At 66.8% G+C, this 14,636-nt stretch carries 13 protein-coding genes; 4 read left to right on the forward strand and 9 right to left on the reverse strand.

Features of this window, described 5'->3' with window-relative positions; genetic code table 11:
• Positions 1-31: 31 nt before the first annotated feature.
• Positions 32-1,129 carry a DUF2336 domain-containing protein gene (locus tag J4O76_RS11500; RefSeq protein WP_353453020.1) on the forward strand — a complete coding sequence of 366 codons (1,098 nt, stop codon included), beginning with the start codon at positions 32-34 and terminating at the stop codon, positions 1,127-1,129.
• Positions 1,126-2,508: a sensor histidine kinase gene (locus J4O76_RS11505; RefSeq protein WP_426281948.1), complete on the forward strand. Its 1,383-nt coding sequence runs from the start codon at positions 1,126-1,128 to the stop codon at positions 2,506-2,508. Before J4O76_RS11500 ends, J4O76_RS11505 begins: the two co-directional genes overlap by 4 nt.
• Here J4O76_RS11505 and J4O76_RS11510 read toward each other — a convergent pair.
• The 3 genes from J4O76_RS11510 to gltX are packed head-to-tail and all read right to left on the reverse strand — an operon-like array spanning position 2,482 to position 5,424.
• Entirely contained in the window at positions 2,482-2,685 is a 204-nt protein-coding gene (locus tag J4O76_RS11510) for a hypothetical protein (RefSeq protein WP_060524735.1), read from the reverse strand. The genes J4O76_RS11505 and J4O76_RS11510 overlap by 27 nt on opposite strands.
• Complete coding sequence (locus J4O76_RS11515) at positions 2,685-3,968, reverse strand: citrate synthase (protein ID WP_056048581.1); 1,284 nt, start codon at positions 3,966-3,968, stop codon at positions 2,685-2,687. Before J4O76_RS11515 ends, J4O76_RS11510 begins: the two co-directional genes overlap by 1 nt.
• A gap of 25 nt (positions 3,969-3,993) precedes the next feature.
• Complete coding sequence (gltX, locus tag J4O76_RS11520; protein ID WP_426281949.1) at positions 3,994-5,424, reverse strand: glutamate--tRNA ligase; 1,431 nt, start codon at positions 5,422-5,424, stop codon at positions 3,994-3,996.
• A 90-nt stretch (positions 5,425-5,514) separates the two neighbouring features.
• Between gltX and J4O76_RS11525 the strand changes: the two genes are divergently transcribed.
• A complete protein-coding gene (locus J4O76_RS11525; protein ID WP_426282435.1) occupies positions 5,515-7,725 on the forward strand; it encodes a ComEC/Rec2 family competence protein in 2,211 nt (736 codons plus the stop codon).
• Between the two features lie 665 nt (positions 7,726-8,390).
• On the opposite strand, the gene lexA is transcribed toward J4O76_RS11525, so the two are convergent.
• Positions 8,391-9,065, reverse strand: coding sequence for a transcriptional repressor LexA (gene lexA / locus J4O76_RS11530; protein WP_426281950.1), 675 nt, complete (start codon positions 9,063-9,065; stop codon positions 8,391-8,393).
• Positions 9,066-9,133: 68 nt separating this feature from the next.
• The gene (gene glp / locus J4O76_RS11535; protein ID WP_426281951.1) at positions 9,134-10,315 is read right to left on the reverse strand and encodes a gephyrin-like molybdotransferase Glp; all 1,182 of its coding nucleotides are present in this window, start codon (positions 10,313-10,315) and stop codon (positions 9,134-9,136) included.
• Between the two features lie 492 nt (positions 10,316-10,807).
• On the opposite strand from glp, the gene J4O76_RS11540 reads away from it, so the two are divergent.
• Positions 10,808-11,548, forward strand: coding sequence for an energy transducer TonB (locus J4O76_RS11540; protein ID WP_426281952.1), 741 nt, complete (start codon positions 10,808-10,810; stop codon positions 11,546-11,548).
• Between the two features lie 85 nt (positions 11,549-11,633).
• Here J4O76_RS11540 and moaC read toward each other — a convergent pair whose 3' ends face one another.
• The 4 genes from moaC to J4O76_RS11560 are packed head-to-tail and all read right to left on the reverse strand — an operon-like array spanning position 11,634 to position 14,548.
• Positions 11,634-12,101: a cyclic pyranopterin monophosphate synthase MoaC gene (gene moaC, locus J4O76_RS11545; protein WP_426281953.1), complete on the reverse strand. Its 468-nt coding sequence runs from the start codon at positions 12,099-12,101 to the stop codon at positions 11,634-11,636.
• Complete coding sequence (trpC, locus tag J4O76_RS11550) at positions 12,098-12,874, reverse strand: indole-3-glycerol phosphate synthase TrpC (RefSeq protein WP_056048598.1); 777 nt, start codon at positions 12,872-12,874, stop codon at positions 12,098-12,100. Before trpC ends, moaC begins: the two co-directional genes overlap by 4 nt.
• 1 nt (position 12,875) lies before the next feature.
• The gene (trpD, locus tag J4O76_RS11555) at positions 12,876-13,868 is read right to left on the reverse strand and encodes an anthranilate phosphoribosyltransferase (RefSeq protein ID WP_426281954.1); all 993 of its coding nucleotides are present in this window, start codon (positions 13,866-13,868) and stop codon (positions 12,876-12,878) included.
• A complete protein-coding gene (locus J4O76_RS11560) occupies positions 13,865-14,548 on the reverse strand; it encodes an anthranilate synthase component II (RefSeq protein ID WP_426281955.1) in 684 nt (227 codons plus the stop codon). The genes trpD and J4O76_RS11560 overlap by 4 nt, the downstream gene beginning before the upstream one ends.
• Positions 14,549-14,636 lie beyond the last annotated feature (88 nt).

Genomic DNA, 14,636 nt, shown 5'->3' on the forward strand with positions numbered 1-14,636 from the left:
ACCTTAACGTCCGGAGGCTAAGCACGGGATCATGTCGGTCGGTCCAGACCCAGTGCGTGACGTCGTGTCGCCCTATGATCCCGTTGCGCGAGCGGAGGATGCACGCCTGCGCGCGGACGCGCGGCTGACCGGAACGATCGCGGATTTCTTTCTCGATGCCGATGCACGGCTCGACGACCGGACGCGGCTGATGCTCGCGCAGGTGCTCGGCGCGATCGTCGGGGCGATCGAATGGGACATCCGCCGACATGCCGCACGACTGCTCGCGGGTGGTGGCGCGACGCAGGCCGGGGAGGCGATGTTGAAGGCCGGGGCGGGCGGCGTTCTCGATCGTCTCACGCGGGCGGGATTGCTTCGCGACGAAGAATTGATGGACGAACTGATCGCGCGCGTGCGGCATGACCTGATCGCCGCGTCGTTGCCGGTCGAGGTCGCGGAACCCGACGAAGCGAGCTTGCTGGTACGGCTGGCGGGGGTGCCGGACAGCGTGGTGGCGTCGGCGGCGTCTGCGCTGCTGGCTGCGGAAAGCCGGCGGCGGGTGGCGAACGAGCAGGGGGCCGTCGGGGGCAGCGAGTTGCCGGCCGAACTGCATCACCGGCTGGTCTGGTGGGTGGCGGCGGCCGTGCGCGATGGCTTGAAGTCCGTCACGCGGGAAAGCGACCGGGCGATCACCGATGCGGCACAGCGCAGTCTCGCGGCGCATGACGAAGGCGAGCGACCCGATGCGGTAGCGACGCGGCTCGCCGGAGCGCTCGATGCGCGACCGAACGAATTGCCTGCGGTGCTGGTCGAATCGATCGGCGACCGGCGGCTGTCTTTGTTCGTCGCGGTGCTGGCGCATGCGATCGGCATCGCGTTCGATCAGGCGCGGGCTATCACGCTGGACCCGGAGGGCGATCGGCTGTGGCTGGCGTTGCGCGCGATCGATCTCGATCGGCCGACGATCGCGCGGATCGGGCTGGCGCTGTCGGAGGCGGATCCGCGGCGGGATATCGAGGCGTTTGCGGATGCGCTCGATGCGATCGTGTCGGTCGGGGTCGAGGATGCGCGTGCGTCGCTCGCGCCATTGGCGTTGAACCGCGATTTTCGGATGGCGTTGCGCGCGCTGGCGCGTACGGATCGGCGATGAGCGTGTTCGACCCTTCGATCGAAAGTCCGATCGCGCATGCGATCGTCGCACCGGACGGCTCGCTGTCGTTTGCGGACCCGGCGCTGGTTGCGCTCAACCAGCGGGCGGGCGGAATGCGCGGTGCGCCACTTGCCGTGCCGCAGCTTGCGACGATCGCCCGGCTCGCACGTCGGCTCGAAATCGTTGTGTCGCGCGGCGTGGTCGTCGCCGACGACGAAACGGACGTAGATCTCTGGGTGCGGGCTCAACCAGATGGTGAGAACGTACGGCTCACGGTGAGCGGCTGGCGCGAGATCGCGGCGTGGCGGCCGGCGCGACCATCGCCGGATACGCAGGACGATTTCCACGGCAGCGATACGGATTGGCGGTGGGAGACGGATTCCGCGCTGCGGCTGACGTTCGTCACGCTCGATGCAGGGCCGAAGCACGGGTTCGACGCGTTCGCCTTGCTTGGCCAGCCGCTGACGGCGATGTTTTCGCTGGATACCGGTGTGGATGGGGCTTTGCCGATCCTCGATTCTCTCGCCCGGCGACGCCCGATGACGGCGCAGCCCGCGCGGCTGCGGAGTTCCGGACGCGCGGTGACGTTGACGGCCAATGTTCGACATGATGCGGCGGGCGACTTTGCGGGGTTCGTTGGCGCTGCACGCATGGTGGTAGAAGACGCGCCGTCCCCTGCTGCCTCGACCGAGACACTGTCGCCGACCTTTACGAGCGGACTCGACAAGGCGTTGCGGGTTCCGCTCGCGCGTATCGTCGCCAACGCAGACAGCATCAATGCGCAGGCGGATGGCCCGGTGCAGGGCGATTACGCGGATTACGCCGCGGATATCGCCAGCGCCGGACGGCATCTGCTCGAACTGGTCGATGACCTCGTCGATCTCCAGGCGGTCGAGCGGCCCGATTTTGCACTCGTGCCCGAGCCGATCGACCTTGCCGATGTAGCGCGACGAGCGGCTGGGCTGTTGTCGGTGCGCGCGGCGAACGCAGGCGTCACGATCACGCGCCCGGCGCTGGACGTGCGTGTTCCGGCTCTGGGCGATTTCCGCCGCGTGTTGCAGGTTCTGGTCAACCTTGTCGGCAACGCGGTGCGCTATTCGCCACGCGGTGCGCAGGTGATCGTCACCGTGACGCGGACTCAGACCCACGCGGTCGTCGTGGTCGCGGACAAGGGCAAGGGCGTCGCGCCCGAGGATCAGGTGCGGATCTTCGAGAAGTTCGAGCGGGTCGATCCATCGGAGGCCGGCGGCAACGGGCTCGGCCTGTACATCGCACGGCGTCTCGCGCGGGCGATGCAGGGGGATCTCGGAATCGAGAGCGCACCCGGCGAAGGCGCGCGGTTCGTGCTGACGTTACCGGCGGATCCGGCGCGCCACTAATATCAGCGCGAGGCCGAACGCGGCGAGGAATGCACCGCGGTCCGCCCATGGCCGCTGATCGAGCATGAAGCTCGACTGCGGCCAGTGGACGTAACCGAGCCCCTGACCGATCCACAGCAGACCCATCAGCGCGCTGAGCACGCCGACGATCATCAGAATCGGCCGAAGGGCCTTCATCAGCGTGACGCCATCGGGACGTAGTCGCGCGCGGTCGGGCCGCTGTACAGCTGGCGCGGGCGGCCGATCTTCTGGTCGGGATCGGTGATCATCTCGTTCCACTGCGCGACCCAGCCGACGGTACGGGCGAGCGCGAAGAGGACGGTGAACATCGACGTCGGGAAGCCGATCGCCGAGAGGATCACGCCCGAGTAGAAATCGACGTTCGGGAACAGCTTCTTCTCGATGAAGTACGGATCGCTGAGCGCGAGACGCTCGAGCTCGATCGCGACGTCGAACACGGGGTCGGTGACGCCCAGCTCGCCGAGCACTTCCTTGACGGTCGTCTGCATGACGGCCGCGCGCGGATCGTAGTTCTTGTAGACGCGGTGACCGAAGCCCATCAGGCGGAACGGATCGTTCTTGTCCTTGGCGCGGGCGATGTACTCGGGGATGCGGTCGACGGTGCCGATCTCATGCAGCATGTTGAGCGCGGCTTCGTTCGCGCCGCCATGCGCGGGGCCCCACAGGCAGGCGATGCCGGCCGCAATGCACGCGAACGGGTTGGCGCCCGACGAACCGGCGAGACGGACGGTCGAGGTCGACGCGTTCTGCTCGTGATCGGCGTGCAGGATGAAGATGCGGTCCATCGCCTTTTCGACGATCGGGTTCACGACGTACTTCTCGGCAGGGACACCAAACGTCATCTTTAGGAAATTGCCGGTGTAGCTCAGCGTGTTGTCCGGATAGACGAACGGCTGGCCGACGCTGTACTTGTACGCCATCGCGGCGATCGTCGGCATCTTGGCGATCAGGCGATGCGACGCGATGACGCGCTGCGCCGGATCGTGGATGTCGGTCGAATCGTGATAGAACGCCGACAGCGCGCCGACGACGCCGCACAGGATCGCCATCGGATGCGCGTCGCGGCGGAAGCCACGGAAGAACTGCGCGAGCTGCTCGTGCACCATCGTGTGGCGCGTGATCGTGTTCGAGAAGTTCGCTAGCTCGTCTTCGCTCGGCAGTTCGCCATTTAGCAGCAGATAGGCGACTTCCATGAAGTTCGACTGCTCGGCCAGCTCGCCGATCGTGTAGCCGCGGTGCAGCAGCGTGCCCGCGTCACCATCGATATAGGTCAGCTTCGACTGGCACGACGCCGTCGAGGTAAACCCCGGATCATAGGTGAAATTGTCCGTCTGCGCGTACAGCTTGCGGATATCGATGACATCGGGTCCGACCGTACCGGACATCACCGGATACTCGAAATCCTTGCCGTCGACCTTGAGGGTTGCGGTCTCGCTCATGCTTGTATCCTTCCTCGAAATCTTATCAGCTAGCCATCCGGTCGGCGATCCGTCCCAGGCTCTCGTCGCGCCCGAGCAGGTCGAGCACATCGAAGATCCCCGGCGACGTCTTGCGTCCCGTCAGCGCGGCGCGAAGCGGCTGTGCAACCTGGCCGAGCTTGACGCCCCACGCTTCGGCCACGCGCCGTACCGCGCCTTCGAGCGCCTCCGTATCCCACGTGGCGAGCGCGTCAAGTTCGGCATGGGCATTGACCAAAATCGCACTCGCTTCACCCTGCAAAAGGCTCGCCGCGGCGTCGTCCATCGCCAAGGGCCGTTGGCTGAACAAGAAATTCGACCCTTCGGCCAACTCATTCAGGTTTGCGGCACGCGGCTTCAGGACGGGCATTGCGCGAGTCAGAAGATCGAGTCCGCCGGTCGGCAGGTCGTGGCCAAGGCGATCGGCGGCGAGCTGTGCCAGCCGCGCGTCGTCGGCTTCGCGGATGTAGTGGCCATTGAGATTCTCGAGCTTCTTCAGGTCGAAGCGCGAGGGCGACTTGCCGACGCCCGACAGATCGAACCACTCGACTGCCTGTTCGCGGCTGATGATCTCGTCGTCGCCGTGACCCCAGCCGAGCCGGAGCAGGTAATTGTCGAACGCCTCGGGCAGGATACCCATCTCGTCGCGGTACGCTTCGATGCCGACTGCGCCGTGACGCTTCGACAGCTTGGCGCCGTCGGGGCCGTGGATCAGCGGGATGTGCGCATAGATCGGCTCGGGCCAGCCCATCGCGCGGTAGATCGGCAACTGGCGGAACGCGTTGTTGAGATGATCGTCGCCGCGGATGACGTGCGTGACGCCCATGTCGTGATCGTCGACGACGACCGCGAGCATGTAGGTCGGCGTGCCGTCGGAGCGGAGCAGGACGAGGTCGTCGATCTCTTCGTTCTTGACCGTGACGGCGCCTTGCACGCGGTCCTCGATCGTGACGGCGCCTTCCTGCGGCGCGCGCAGGCGGACGACATGGGGAAGGCTCGGCGCTTCGCTTTCCGGGCGATCACGCCACGGGCTGCGGATGCGCAGCGGCTTCTTCGCGGCCTGTGCCTCGGCGCGCATCGCGGCAATCTCGTCGTTGGTCATGTAGCAGCGATAGGCATGCCCATTTGCCACCATCTCGTGCGCAACCTGTGCGTGGCGCTCGGCGCCCGCGAACTGCATGACGACGTCGCCGTCCCAGTCGAGCCCGAGCCAGCGCATCCCGTCGATGATCGCGTCGATCGCCGGCTGGGTCGAGCGGACCCGGTCGGTATCTTCGATCCGCAGCAGGAATTTACCCCCGTTCGCCTTTGCGAACAGCCAGTTGAACAGCGCTGTGCGCGCGCCGCCAAGATGCAGGAACCCCGTCGGCGACGGAGCGAAACGGGTAACCACGGGTGCGGCCGAATTGGCGGTGCCCGTATCAGATATTGCGCCCAACCGCGGGTGCTCCCAGACTGATGAAACGATGGAGAAACGATGGCCATGACAGCCGTCGCCGCCCCTAGCATGCGTCCTTGGCGGCGACAAATGGGCGTGCCGCGATGGGGGGCCGTCGTCGAGCTTGCCGTGGAGCGCGGGGGCCTGGCGGTCGAGCGCTGGCTGGAGGCGGAGCGCGACCAGTTGGTGCTGTGGCTGCCGGTGATGCTGGGGAGCGGGATCGCGTTGTGGTTCGCTTTGCCGGACCCGCCGGCGTGGTGCGTGGCGGTGCTGCTGCTGGTGGCGAGTGGGCTGACTTGTCTGGCCGTGGGGCAGGGCGGGCGTGCGGCGCGCTCGCTGGCGATTGGTCTGCTGACGGCGGGGCTCGGTCTTGGGTTGATCTGGGCTCGGTCGGAATCGGTGGCACGACCGGTGTTGGGCGGCCCGACGATCGCGAGCTTTTCGGCCAAGGTGGAGGCGATCGAGCCGCTGGTAGCGCGCAAACTGGTGCGGCTGACGGTTCTCCCACTTGGTAAAGGTGTGGAGACTGATGGGCAGCCGGTTGCCTTGCCATACCGAGTCCGCGTCAACCTCGCGGAGGCCGATGCGCCCAAGCTGCTCGGGACCGGGGCAGTCGTGCATTTGCGCGCCCGCCTGATGCCGCCACCTTTGCCAGCGGTGCCGGGCGCCTACGACTTTGCCCGGGTCGCGTGGTTCGGCGGAATTGGCGCGACCGGACGCGGTTTCGCACCGGTGGTCGTAACGACGCCGAGCGAATCGGGCGCGGGCATACGCGTCGCGCTGTCGCACCACATCGTTTCGCGGCTGGACGGCAGCGCAGGCGGCATCGCCGCCGCCCTAGCAACGGGTGACGTCGGTGCGATCAGCGAGGACGATTCGGAGGCGATGCGCCGGGCGGGGCTCGCGCATCTGTTGTCGGTCAGCGGGTTGCATATCACCGCAGCCGTGGCGGCGACGATGCTGATCGTGTTGCGGCTGCTGGCGCTCAGTCCGTGGCTGGCGCTGCATGGGCGCCTGCCGTTGATCGCCGCGCTGGCGGGTGCGGCGGCGGCGATCGGCTATACGTTGCTGACCGGCAGCCAGGTCCCCACGATCCGATCCTGCGTGGCCGCCTTGCTCGTGCTGGCCGCGCTGGCGATGGGACGCGAGGCGATGACCTTGAGGCTGGTCGCGGCGGGGGCGGCGTGTGTCATGCTGGTCCTGCCCGAATCGGCGGCGGGGCCGAGCTTCCAACTCTCGTTCGCGGCGATCACCGCGATCATGGCGCTGCACGAACATCCGGTGATCCGCGCGTTCTTCGGCCCGCATGACGAAGGGCGGGGACGCAAGCTGGCGCGGGGTGTCGCATCGCTGCTGCTCACGGGGCTGCTGGTCGAATTCGCACTGATGCCGATCGCGGTCTATCATTTCCACAAGGCGGGGCTGTACGGCGCGTTCGCCAACATCGTCGCGATCCCGTTGACCACGTTCGTCGTGATGCCGCTGGAGGCGCTGGCGCTGCTGCTCGATGCGGGCGGCTTCGGCGCGCCGATCTGGTGGCTGGTCCAGCGCTCGCTCGATGCGCTGCTGTGGCTCGCGCATATCGTGGCCAGCGCTCCCGGCTCGGTGCGGTCGTTGCCCGCGATGCCGACGGCGGCGTTCGTGCTCATGATTGTCGGGGGGATTTGGATCGCGCTGTGGCGGACTTGGTGGCGTCGGTTGGGTATTCTGCCGCTCATGGTCGGCGCGATCTGGGCGCTGACCACGCCAGCGCCTGACGTTCTGGTGACGGGAGACGGTCGCCACGTCGCGGTACGAACCGCGGCGGGGCTGGCAATGCTGCGTGACCGGGCAGGCGACTATACGCGCGACATGCTCGCCGAGAATGGCGGGGTGGACGGCGAGCCGCTCCTGCTCGCGGACCAACCCGATGCCCGGTGCAGCCGCGATCTGTGCGTCACCGATATCGCCGCGCGTGGGCAGATGTGGCGGATACTTGCGACGCGCAGCGCCTATATGGTTCCGATTGCTGAGTTCATCGCCGCCTGTCAGGGCGCCGATATTGTCGTCAGCGAACGCGGTCTGCCGAGACGGTGTGTACCGCGGTGGTTGAAACTGGATCGTCGTGTACTCCGGCGTACGGGGGGCGTCGCGCTGACCTTGGGGAGCGGGACAGTCGTGACCATCCTGAACGCAGGTGATCGTCACCCTTGGCGCGATCCGCCTCTCCTCGAACGCACCGCGCATTCGTTCAGGCCGCGCTATGACCGGTTTCACGGTACTGCGCCGGCGTTTCGTGCCAGCCGAGGCCGTCAAAAGTAGAAATGTTCACGTGAAGGCGCACAGTTGCGAAGGTGATGCGATTCGGGAGACCTTCACACCTTCATGAACGATGAGCCGACGTCGGTTTTTCCGTGGTCTGCGAAGACAAATAGACGCCAATCTAAGCACCACATCTTCGCGCCTTTGCGCCTTCGCGTGAACAAAATCATCCGTCATCACCTGCGATCGCAGTGCGAAGAATTTGTTCACGCGGAGACGCGGAGCCGCGGAGAATTTTGATACGATGGATGAATCGGGCTGGCTATTGTTCAGTCTCACTACCGAAGGCATTGGAACAGCTTCATCCCTCCCCGAACGCAACACCTCCGCGTCTCCGCGCGAACCAATTCTTCGGCTGCGCGGGGGGCAGATGGCGATATGTTCGCGCAAAGGCGCGGAGGCACAGATATTTAGGGTTCGAGTCGAGGTCGCGCTTATGCATCGAAGCGGGACAGAGTCTTCCGGACGCTTGGCGGTCTTTGCTTGGGCATATCGAAGAACTGTCTCGGACAACTCCGAGTACATCGCTTAATTTGCCGATCAGACCGGTCGCTGTCGCTAGCGGGAGAGAGCGACTTGGCTCACCAGCTTGAGCGGGCACTTTTCCTAAGCAGCTAAAACAGAGACCGGCCTGCGCGATGATAACGCAGGTCGGTCTCCGCGACTCAGTCGTAGCGGCGGAGGATGCCGGAGAGTTTGCCTTGGACGCGGACCTGGGCGGGGGCGTAGCGTTGGGGGTCGTAGGCTCGGTTTGCCGGGTCTAAGCGGACCATGGCGCCTTCGCGGCGGAAGTATTTGAGGGTGGCTTCGCTGTCTTCGATCAGCGCAACGACGATCTCGCCGTCTCTCGCCGTTTCGGTGCGGCGGATCAGGGCGTAGTCGCCGTCGAGGATGCCCGCTTCGACCATCGAGTCGCCCGAGACTTCGAGAGCGTAGTGTTCGCCGGTGCCGAGCAGCGCGGCGGGGACGGCTAGCATGGTGCTGCCTTCGAACGCCTCGATCGGGACGCCGGCAGCGATGCGGCCGTGGAGGGGAATCTCGATGACGTCGTTGGCCGGTTGCGGGGTCGCGGCGGCGGGAGCTGCCTTGACGTTCGATGCCTTTGACGGCGCCTTTTTCTCCGCACGTTCGGGCATGCGCAACACTTCGAGCGCGCGCGCGCGGTTCGGCAGGCGGCGGATGAAGTTGCGCTCCTCGAGCGCGCTGATCAGACGATGGACGCCCGACTTCGATTTGAGGTCGAGCGCGTCCTTCATCTCCTCGAACGACGGCGAGACGCCGGTTTCGTTGAGGCGATCGTTGATGAAGCAGACGAGTTCGTGCTGCTTGCGCGTGAGCATGGCGGTTCTCCGTCCGGAACAGACTGGGAACTTCTATGGAACATAACTAACGCCGTCAAGCGTCCGTATCACGCGATTACGAGGATTTCGGCCGATTCGCCGGTCCTCGCGACGGGAGCGTTGCCGGGGCGGACGATGAGGCAGGTCGAGCGGGCGAGTGTCAGCAGCATCGAACTGTCCTGTATCGTCGAGGCATAGGCTTTCCCGTCGCGCAGTTCGGCGCGGAGATAGTCGGTGCGGGCGTTGTTGGCGGGCAGGTCTTCGCCGAGCAGCGCGTGGGTCGACTGGGGGAGCGGGTCTCTAGCGCCGGCCATGTGCGCGACGACGGGTTTGACGAACAACGTCGCGGTGACGAACGCGGAGACCGGATTGCCGGGGAGGCCGAGTACCATCATCTCGCCGATCCGGCCGGCCATCATCGGCTTGCCGGGGCGCAGGGCGATCCGCCAGAAGTCGATGGTGCCGCCGGCGGCTTCGATTGCCGGGCGGACGAGGTCGTGGTCGCCGACCGACGCGCCGCCGGTAGTGACTAGCAGGTCTGCCTCGACGCTGGCGAAGGCTTCGCGGAGGATCTCGAGATTGTCGGGGAGTATGCCGAGGTCGATGATGTCGACGGGCATGTCGGCGAGCATCGCGGCGAGCATAATCCCGTTCGATTCGGGAAGCGCGACGCCGTCGGTGGTCGAGCCGGGGGGGACGAGTTCGTCGCCGGTGGCGGCGACGGCGACGCGGACGCGGCGGTTGACGGTGAGGCTGCCGTGGCCGCCGGTTGCGGCGACGGCGATGCGCGCGGGGCTGAGGCGATCGCCCGCGGCGATCAGGCGGGTGCCGGTGGAGAAATCGAGGCCCTTGCGGCGGGTGTTGCGGCCGAGCGTCGGGGGGCCTTCGCCGGCCAGGATCAGGGTTTCGCCATCACGCTGGGCTTCTTCCTGGACCATGACGGTGTCGGCGCCGTCGGGCATTGCGGCACCGGTGAAGATGCGGGTGGCTTGGCCGGGGGCGACATGGCCTGCGAAGGGGCGGCCGGCTGCGCTTTCGCCGATGACGGTCCAGGGGCCGGGGAGGTCGGCGTAGCGGATCGCGTAGCCGTCCATCGCCGAGAGGTCTGCTGCCGGTTGCGTGCGGCGGGCGAGGATGTCCTCGGCGGCCCAGCGGCCGGCGGCTTCGCGTAGCGTCACGGTCTCGTGGCCGACGCGGGGGGCCATGGCGAAGAGGCGGGACTGGGCTTCGGCGACGGGGACTAGGGTCATGCTTTTGGCTCTGATATTACGTGGTTTTCCTGCTGGAAGTGCAGGAAGTTCACACGCTGGGAGACATTTGGCGGGTGCGGTTCTGAGATTCAGGTTTGGAACGGTCTCGTCCGGTAGAAGGTCCGGCGGGAGGGGGTGAGTTTTGGCGTATCTGGCGCTTTGCCATGGGTTTGGAACGTAGGACAGGTGTTGTTGGGGTTGCGGCAGGACGGCGGGGCGATCGGCGCAGCCACTGCCTCGAGGGGCGGGAGTCCAGTCTGGGTCCCCGCCTTCGCGGGGAAACAGGGTTGGGCGGGGCGGTCGCGTTGAATTACCGCGGCTTTCCCAACTGGGCCCCGGCCTTCGCCGGGGTGGTGTTGATAGTGCTCCACTGTTTTCTCCGCGGCCCGACGCGGAGTTCGGGATAGTCGTCGATCACCTCTTCGCACGCTCGGCCAGCGCGGGTTCATCGCTTGCGGGGCTTTGTTTGGGGGAAAGAGACACCAGATCAGCATGATGACACGCAATCAGCCTCGGGCGAGAGACAGGATCGGGGCGGCGGTGGGTGCTGTCCTGTTGCCGGGGGTGCTGGGCTATGCCCTGCTCAATGGGCTGGTGGTGCCGATGTCGGCGGCGGTGAGTGATGCGTTGAAGGTGTTCGATGCGGCGCCGCGTCCGCCACCGCCGCCCGAGGAGAAGGTGAGGCCTCGGCCTTCGCCTAGCCGGAAGCCGGAGGGGGCTGCGTCGCCTCCTAATTTGAAGTCGAAGGCTACCGAGGTGGTGGCGCCGCCTCCGGTGGTACCGGTTGTGGTGCCGCCGCCTGTCGTGGTTGCGGAGAAGGCTGGAGTGGGGGCGCAGGCGACGGCGGGGGCTTCGGATATTCGCGGGCCGGGGACCGGGAGTGGGGGGATCGGCAATGGCACCGGGAGTGGGGGATATGGCGATGGCGACGGCGGGGGTGGCGAGGAGACGCCGCCGCGGTGGCGAAAGGGGCGGTTGAAGGATTCGGATTATCCGGATGACGGTGCGGAGACCGGGATCAGAGGGCGCGTATTCGTGCGGTACGTGGTTGAAACCAATGGGCGCGTGTCGGGGTGTCGGGTGACTCGGTCTAGCGGGAGCCGGGAGCTTGATGCACTGACCTGTCGGTTGATCGAGCAGCGGTTTCGGTATGACCCTTCGCTGGATGCGGCGGGGCGACCAGTTGAGTCTACGATCGTCGAGAGCCACGACTGGTCTATCGATGATGACTGAAAGCTAGGCGCGTTCTGCTTGGCTTGCCCTCACCCTCGCCGCCTTTGGCGTCTTTCCCTCTCCCCTTTGGGGCGAGGGTTTTGTTTTAGGCGGTCCAGTCGCCGGATTTGCCGCCGGACTTTGCGCGGACGCGGATGTCAGTGAGGACCATGCTCTTGTCGATCGCTTTGGCCATGTCGTAGATCGTCAGGAGCGTTACCGTGGCAGCCGTCAGAGCTTCCATCTCGACGCCTGTCTTGCCTTCGGTCGAGGCCGTGGCGGTGGCGGTTACGCCGGTTTCGTCGACGACCAAGTCGATTTCCACCTTCGTGAGCGGGAGCGGGTGGCAGAGGGGGATGAGGTCGCTGGTGCGCTTGGCGGCCATGATGCCCGCGACGCGCGCGACAGCCAGGACGTCGCCCTTTTTCGCGGTGCCGGCGCCGATCGCTGCGGCGGCTTCGGCGGACATGGTGATGCGGCCGGAGGCGATGGCTTCGCGGGCGGTGACGGCCTTGCCGCCGACGTCGACCATGCGGGCCGCGCCGGCTTCGTCGATATGGGTGAGGCCGGTCATCCCACCAGCGCCCGTGTAGCCGCTTCGACATCGTCCTGGCGCATGAGCGCTTCGCCGATCAGGAAGCAGTGGATGTCGTGTTCGGCCATCGCGTCGAGTTCCGCGCGCGTCGTCAGGCCGCTTTCGGCGACGAAGGTGCAGTCCTTGGGCGCCTTGCCGACGAGGTCGTAGGTGCGCTGGAAATCGACCGAGAAGTCGCGCAGGTCGCGGTTGTTGACGCCGATCAGGCGCGACTTGAGCCTCAGCGCGCGCTCCATCTCGTGCGCGTCGTGGACTTCGACCAGCACATCCATGCCGCATTCGAGCGCGGAGGCTTCGATCTCGGCCATCTGGATGTCGTCGAGTGCTGCGACGATGATCAGGATGCAGTCGGCACCGATCGCGCGCGCCTCGGTCGACTGCCATGGGTCGACCATGAAGTCCTTGCGCAACACGGGGATCGAGACGGCGTCGCGCGCCGCGGTCAGATAGGCGTCGGAGCCCTGGAACCACTTTTCGTCGGTCAGCACCGACAGGCACGCGGCGCCGCCGGCTTCGTAGGCGCGAGCGTGGGCTACGGGATCGAAGTCGGCGCGGATCAGGCCTTTCGAGGGACTGGCTTTCTTGACTTCGGCGACCAGCGCGTAGCCGGTCTTGGCGTCAAGCGCGGCGCGGAAGCCGCGCGGCTTCGACATGCGGGCGATGCCGGCGTCGATGTCGGCGAGCGAGGTGGTTGCCTTGCGCGCGGCGACTTCGGCGCGCTTGGTCTCGAGGATACGGTCGAGCATGGTCATGTCAGTAGGCGATCCAGCGGGCGAGCAGCGCGTCGGCGCTGCCGGTGTCGAGGGCGGCGGCGGCCTTGGCCGCGCCGTCGACGAGAGTGGGGACGGTGCCGGCGACCATCAAGGCGGCGGCGGCGTTGAGCAGGACGGCGTCGCGGTAGGCGCCGGTCTCGCCCTTGAGCAGGTGGCGGAGCGCGTCGGCGTTGTGGTGCGCGTCGCCGCCGCGGATGTCGGTGATGGCGTGGCGGGTGAGGCCGGCGTCTTCGGGCGTGACCTTGCCGGGGAGCGCGACGGTGCCGACCGAGGCGACGATGCTGGGGCCGGCGCCCGACAGTTCGTCGAGGCCTTCTTCGCCGGAGACGACGAGCGCGGCTTCGGTGCCGAGCTGTTCGAGGGCTTCGGCGTAGAGCGACACATAGTCGGGGCGGGCGATGCCGATGAGCTGGCGGGTGGTGCCCGCCGGGTTGGCGAGCGGGCCCATCAGGTTGAAGATCGTCCGCTTGCCGATGCGTTGGCGGATCGGGGTGATGCGCTTCATCGCCGGGTGGTGGTTGGCGGCGAAGAGGAAGGCGATGCCGATCTCGTTGAGGCTTGCCTCCGCGGTGGCGCCGGCGCGGTCCATGTCGAGGCCGAGGACTTCCAGCGTGTCGGCGGCGCCGGCCTTGCTGGAGGCGGCGCGGTTGCCGTGCTTGGCGACGGGGACTCCGCACGCGGCGACGACGAGCGCGACGGCGGTCGAGACGTTCAGGGTGTGGTGGCCGTCACCGCCGGTGCCGCAGACGTCGATCGCGCCGGCGGGGGCGTCGATCGGGATCATCCGGTTGCGGAGCGCGCGTGCGGCTTCGGCGATCTCGATGCTGGTTTCGCCGCGGGTCGCGAGATCGGTGAGGAAGGTGGCGATCGCGCGGTCGCTGGCGCGGGCGTCGAGGATGTCGGCAAACGCTTCTCGGGCGGATTCGCGCGAGAGGGGGGAGCCGGGGTCAGGCAGGAGCGTGGTGGTGGTCACATTACCCTCCCGCTTGCGGGAGGGGTCAGGGGAGGGGCGTCCTGTCCAGCCGAGGTCGTGAGCGCGGCGCGGCCCTCCCCCGACCCCTCCCGGAGGCGGGAGGGGAGTTGGTGGGGAATGTTCGCCATCTTCAGGAAGTTGGCGAGCATTTCGTGGCCGTGTTCGGTGGCGATGCTCTCCGGGTGGAACTGGACGCCGTGGATCGGCAGCGTCTTGTGGCGGAAGCCCATGACCGTGCCGTCCTGCGCGGTCGCGTTCACCACCAGTGTGTCGGGGACCGCGTTGACGATCAGCGAGTGATAGCGCGTGGCGATGAACGGCGAGGGCAACCCAGCGTACAGCCCGGTGTCGTCGTGGACGACGGGCGAGGTCTTGCCGTGCATCAGGCCGCCGCGCTCGACCTTGCCGCCGAAATGCTGGCCGATCGCCTGGTGGCCGAGGCACACGCCAAGCAGCGGCTTGCCGGCGTCTGCGCACGCGGCGACGAGGTCGAGGCTCACGCCTGCCTCGGTCGGCGTGCAGGGGCCGGGGGAAATAAGGAACGCGTCCGCGCCCGACGACAGAGCCTGCCCGGCGGAGATCGCATCGTTGCGGACGACTTCGACCTCGGTACCCAGTTCCATCAGATAATGGACGAGGTTCCAGGTGAAGCTGTCGTAATTGTCGACGACGAGGATCATGGCGCCGCCATAGCCGATGCGGGGCGCGGTGCAACAGCGCTCGGCCGGGACGGTTCGGCGCTAATTGTCCTCGGCAAGGTCGCGAACG

This window comes from Sphingomonas sp. NFX23 (assembly GCF_049887795.1).
In the GTDB taxonomy this organism is placed as follows: Bacteria; Pseudomonadota; Alphaproteobacteria; order Sphingomonadales; family Sphingomonadaceae; genus Sphingomonas.

Coding starts and splice junctions, on each gene's coding strand:
- J4O76_RS11525 (WP_426282435.1), top strand. CDS start 5,515: ATGGGCGTGCCGCGATGGGGGGCCGTCGTCGAGCTTGCCGTGGAGCGC.
- J4O76_RS11510 (WP_060524735.1), bottom strand. CDS start 2,685: ATGAAGGCCCTTCGGCCGATTCTGATGATCGTCGGCGTGCTCAGCGCG.
- J4O76_RS11515 (WP_056048581.1), bottom strand. CDS start 3,968: ATGAGCGAGACCGCAACCCTCAAGGTCGACGGCAAGGATTTCGAGTAT.
- J4O76_RS11505 (WP_426281948.1), top strand. CDS start 1,126: ATGAGCGTGTTCGACCCTTCGATCGAAAGTCCGATCGCGCATGCGATC.
- J4O76_RS11540 (WP_426281952.1), top strand. CDS start 10,808: ATGATGACACGCAATCAGCCTCGGGCGAGAGACAGGATCGGGGCGGCG.
- lexA (WP_426281950.1), bottom strand. CDS start 9,065: ATGCTCACGCGCAAGCAGCACGAACTCGTCTGCTTCATCAACGATCGC.
- J4O76_RS11500 (WP_353453020.1), top strand. CDS start 32: ATGTCGGTCGGTCCAGACCCAGTGCGTGACGTCGTGTCGCCCTATGAT.
- J4O76_RS11560 (WP_426281955.1), bottom strand. CDS start 14,548: ATGATCCTCGTCGTCGACAATTACGACAGCTTCACCTGGAACCTCGTC.
- glp (WP_426281951.1), bottom strand. CDS start 10,315: ATGACCCTAGTCCCCGTCGCCGAAGCCCAGTCCCGCCTCTTCGCCATG.
- trpC (WP_056048598.1), bottom strand. CDS start 12,874: ATGACCATGCTCGACCGTATCCTCGAGACCAAGCGCGCCGAAGTCGCC.
- moaC (WP_426281953.1), bottom strand. CDS start 12,101: ATGACCGGCCTCACCCATATCGACGAAGCCGGCGCGGCCCGCATGGTC.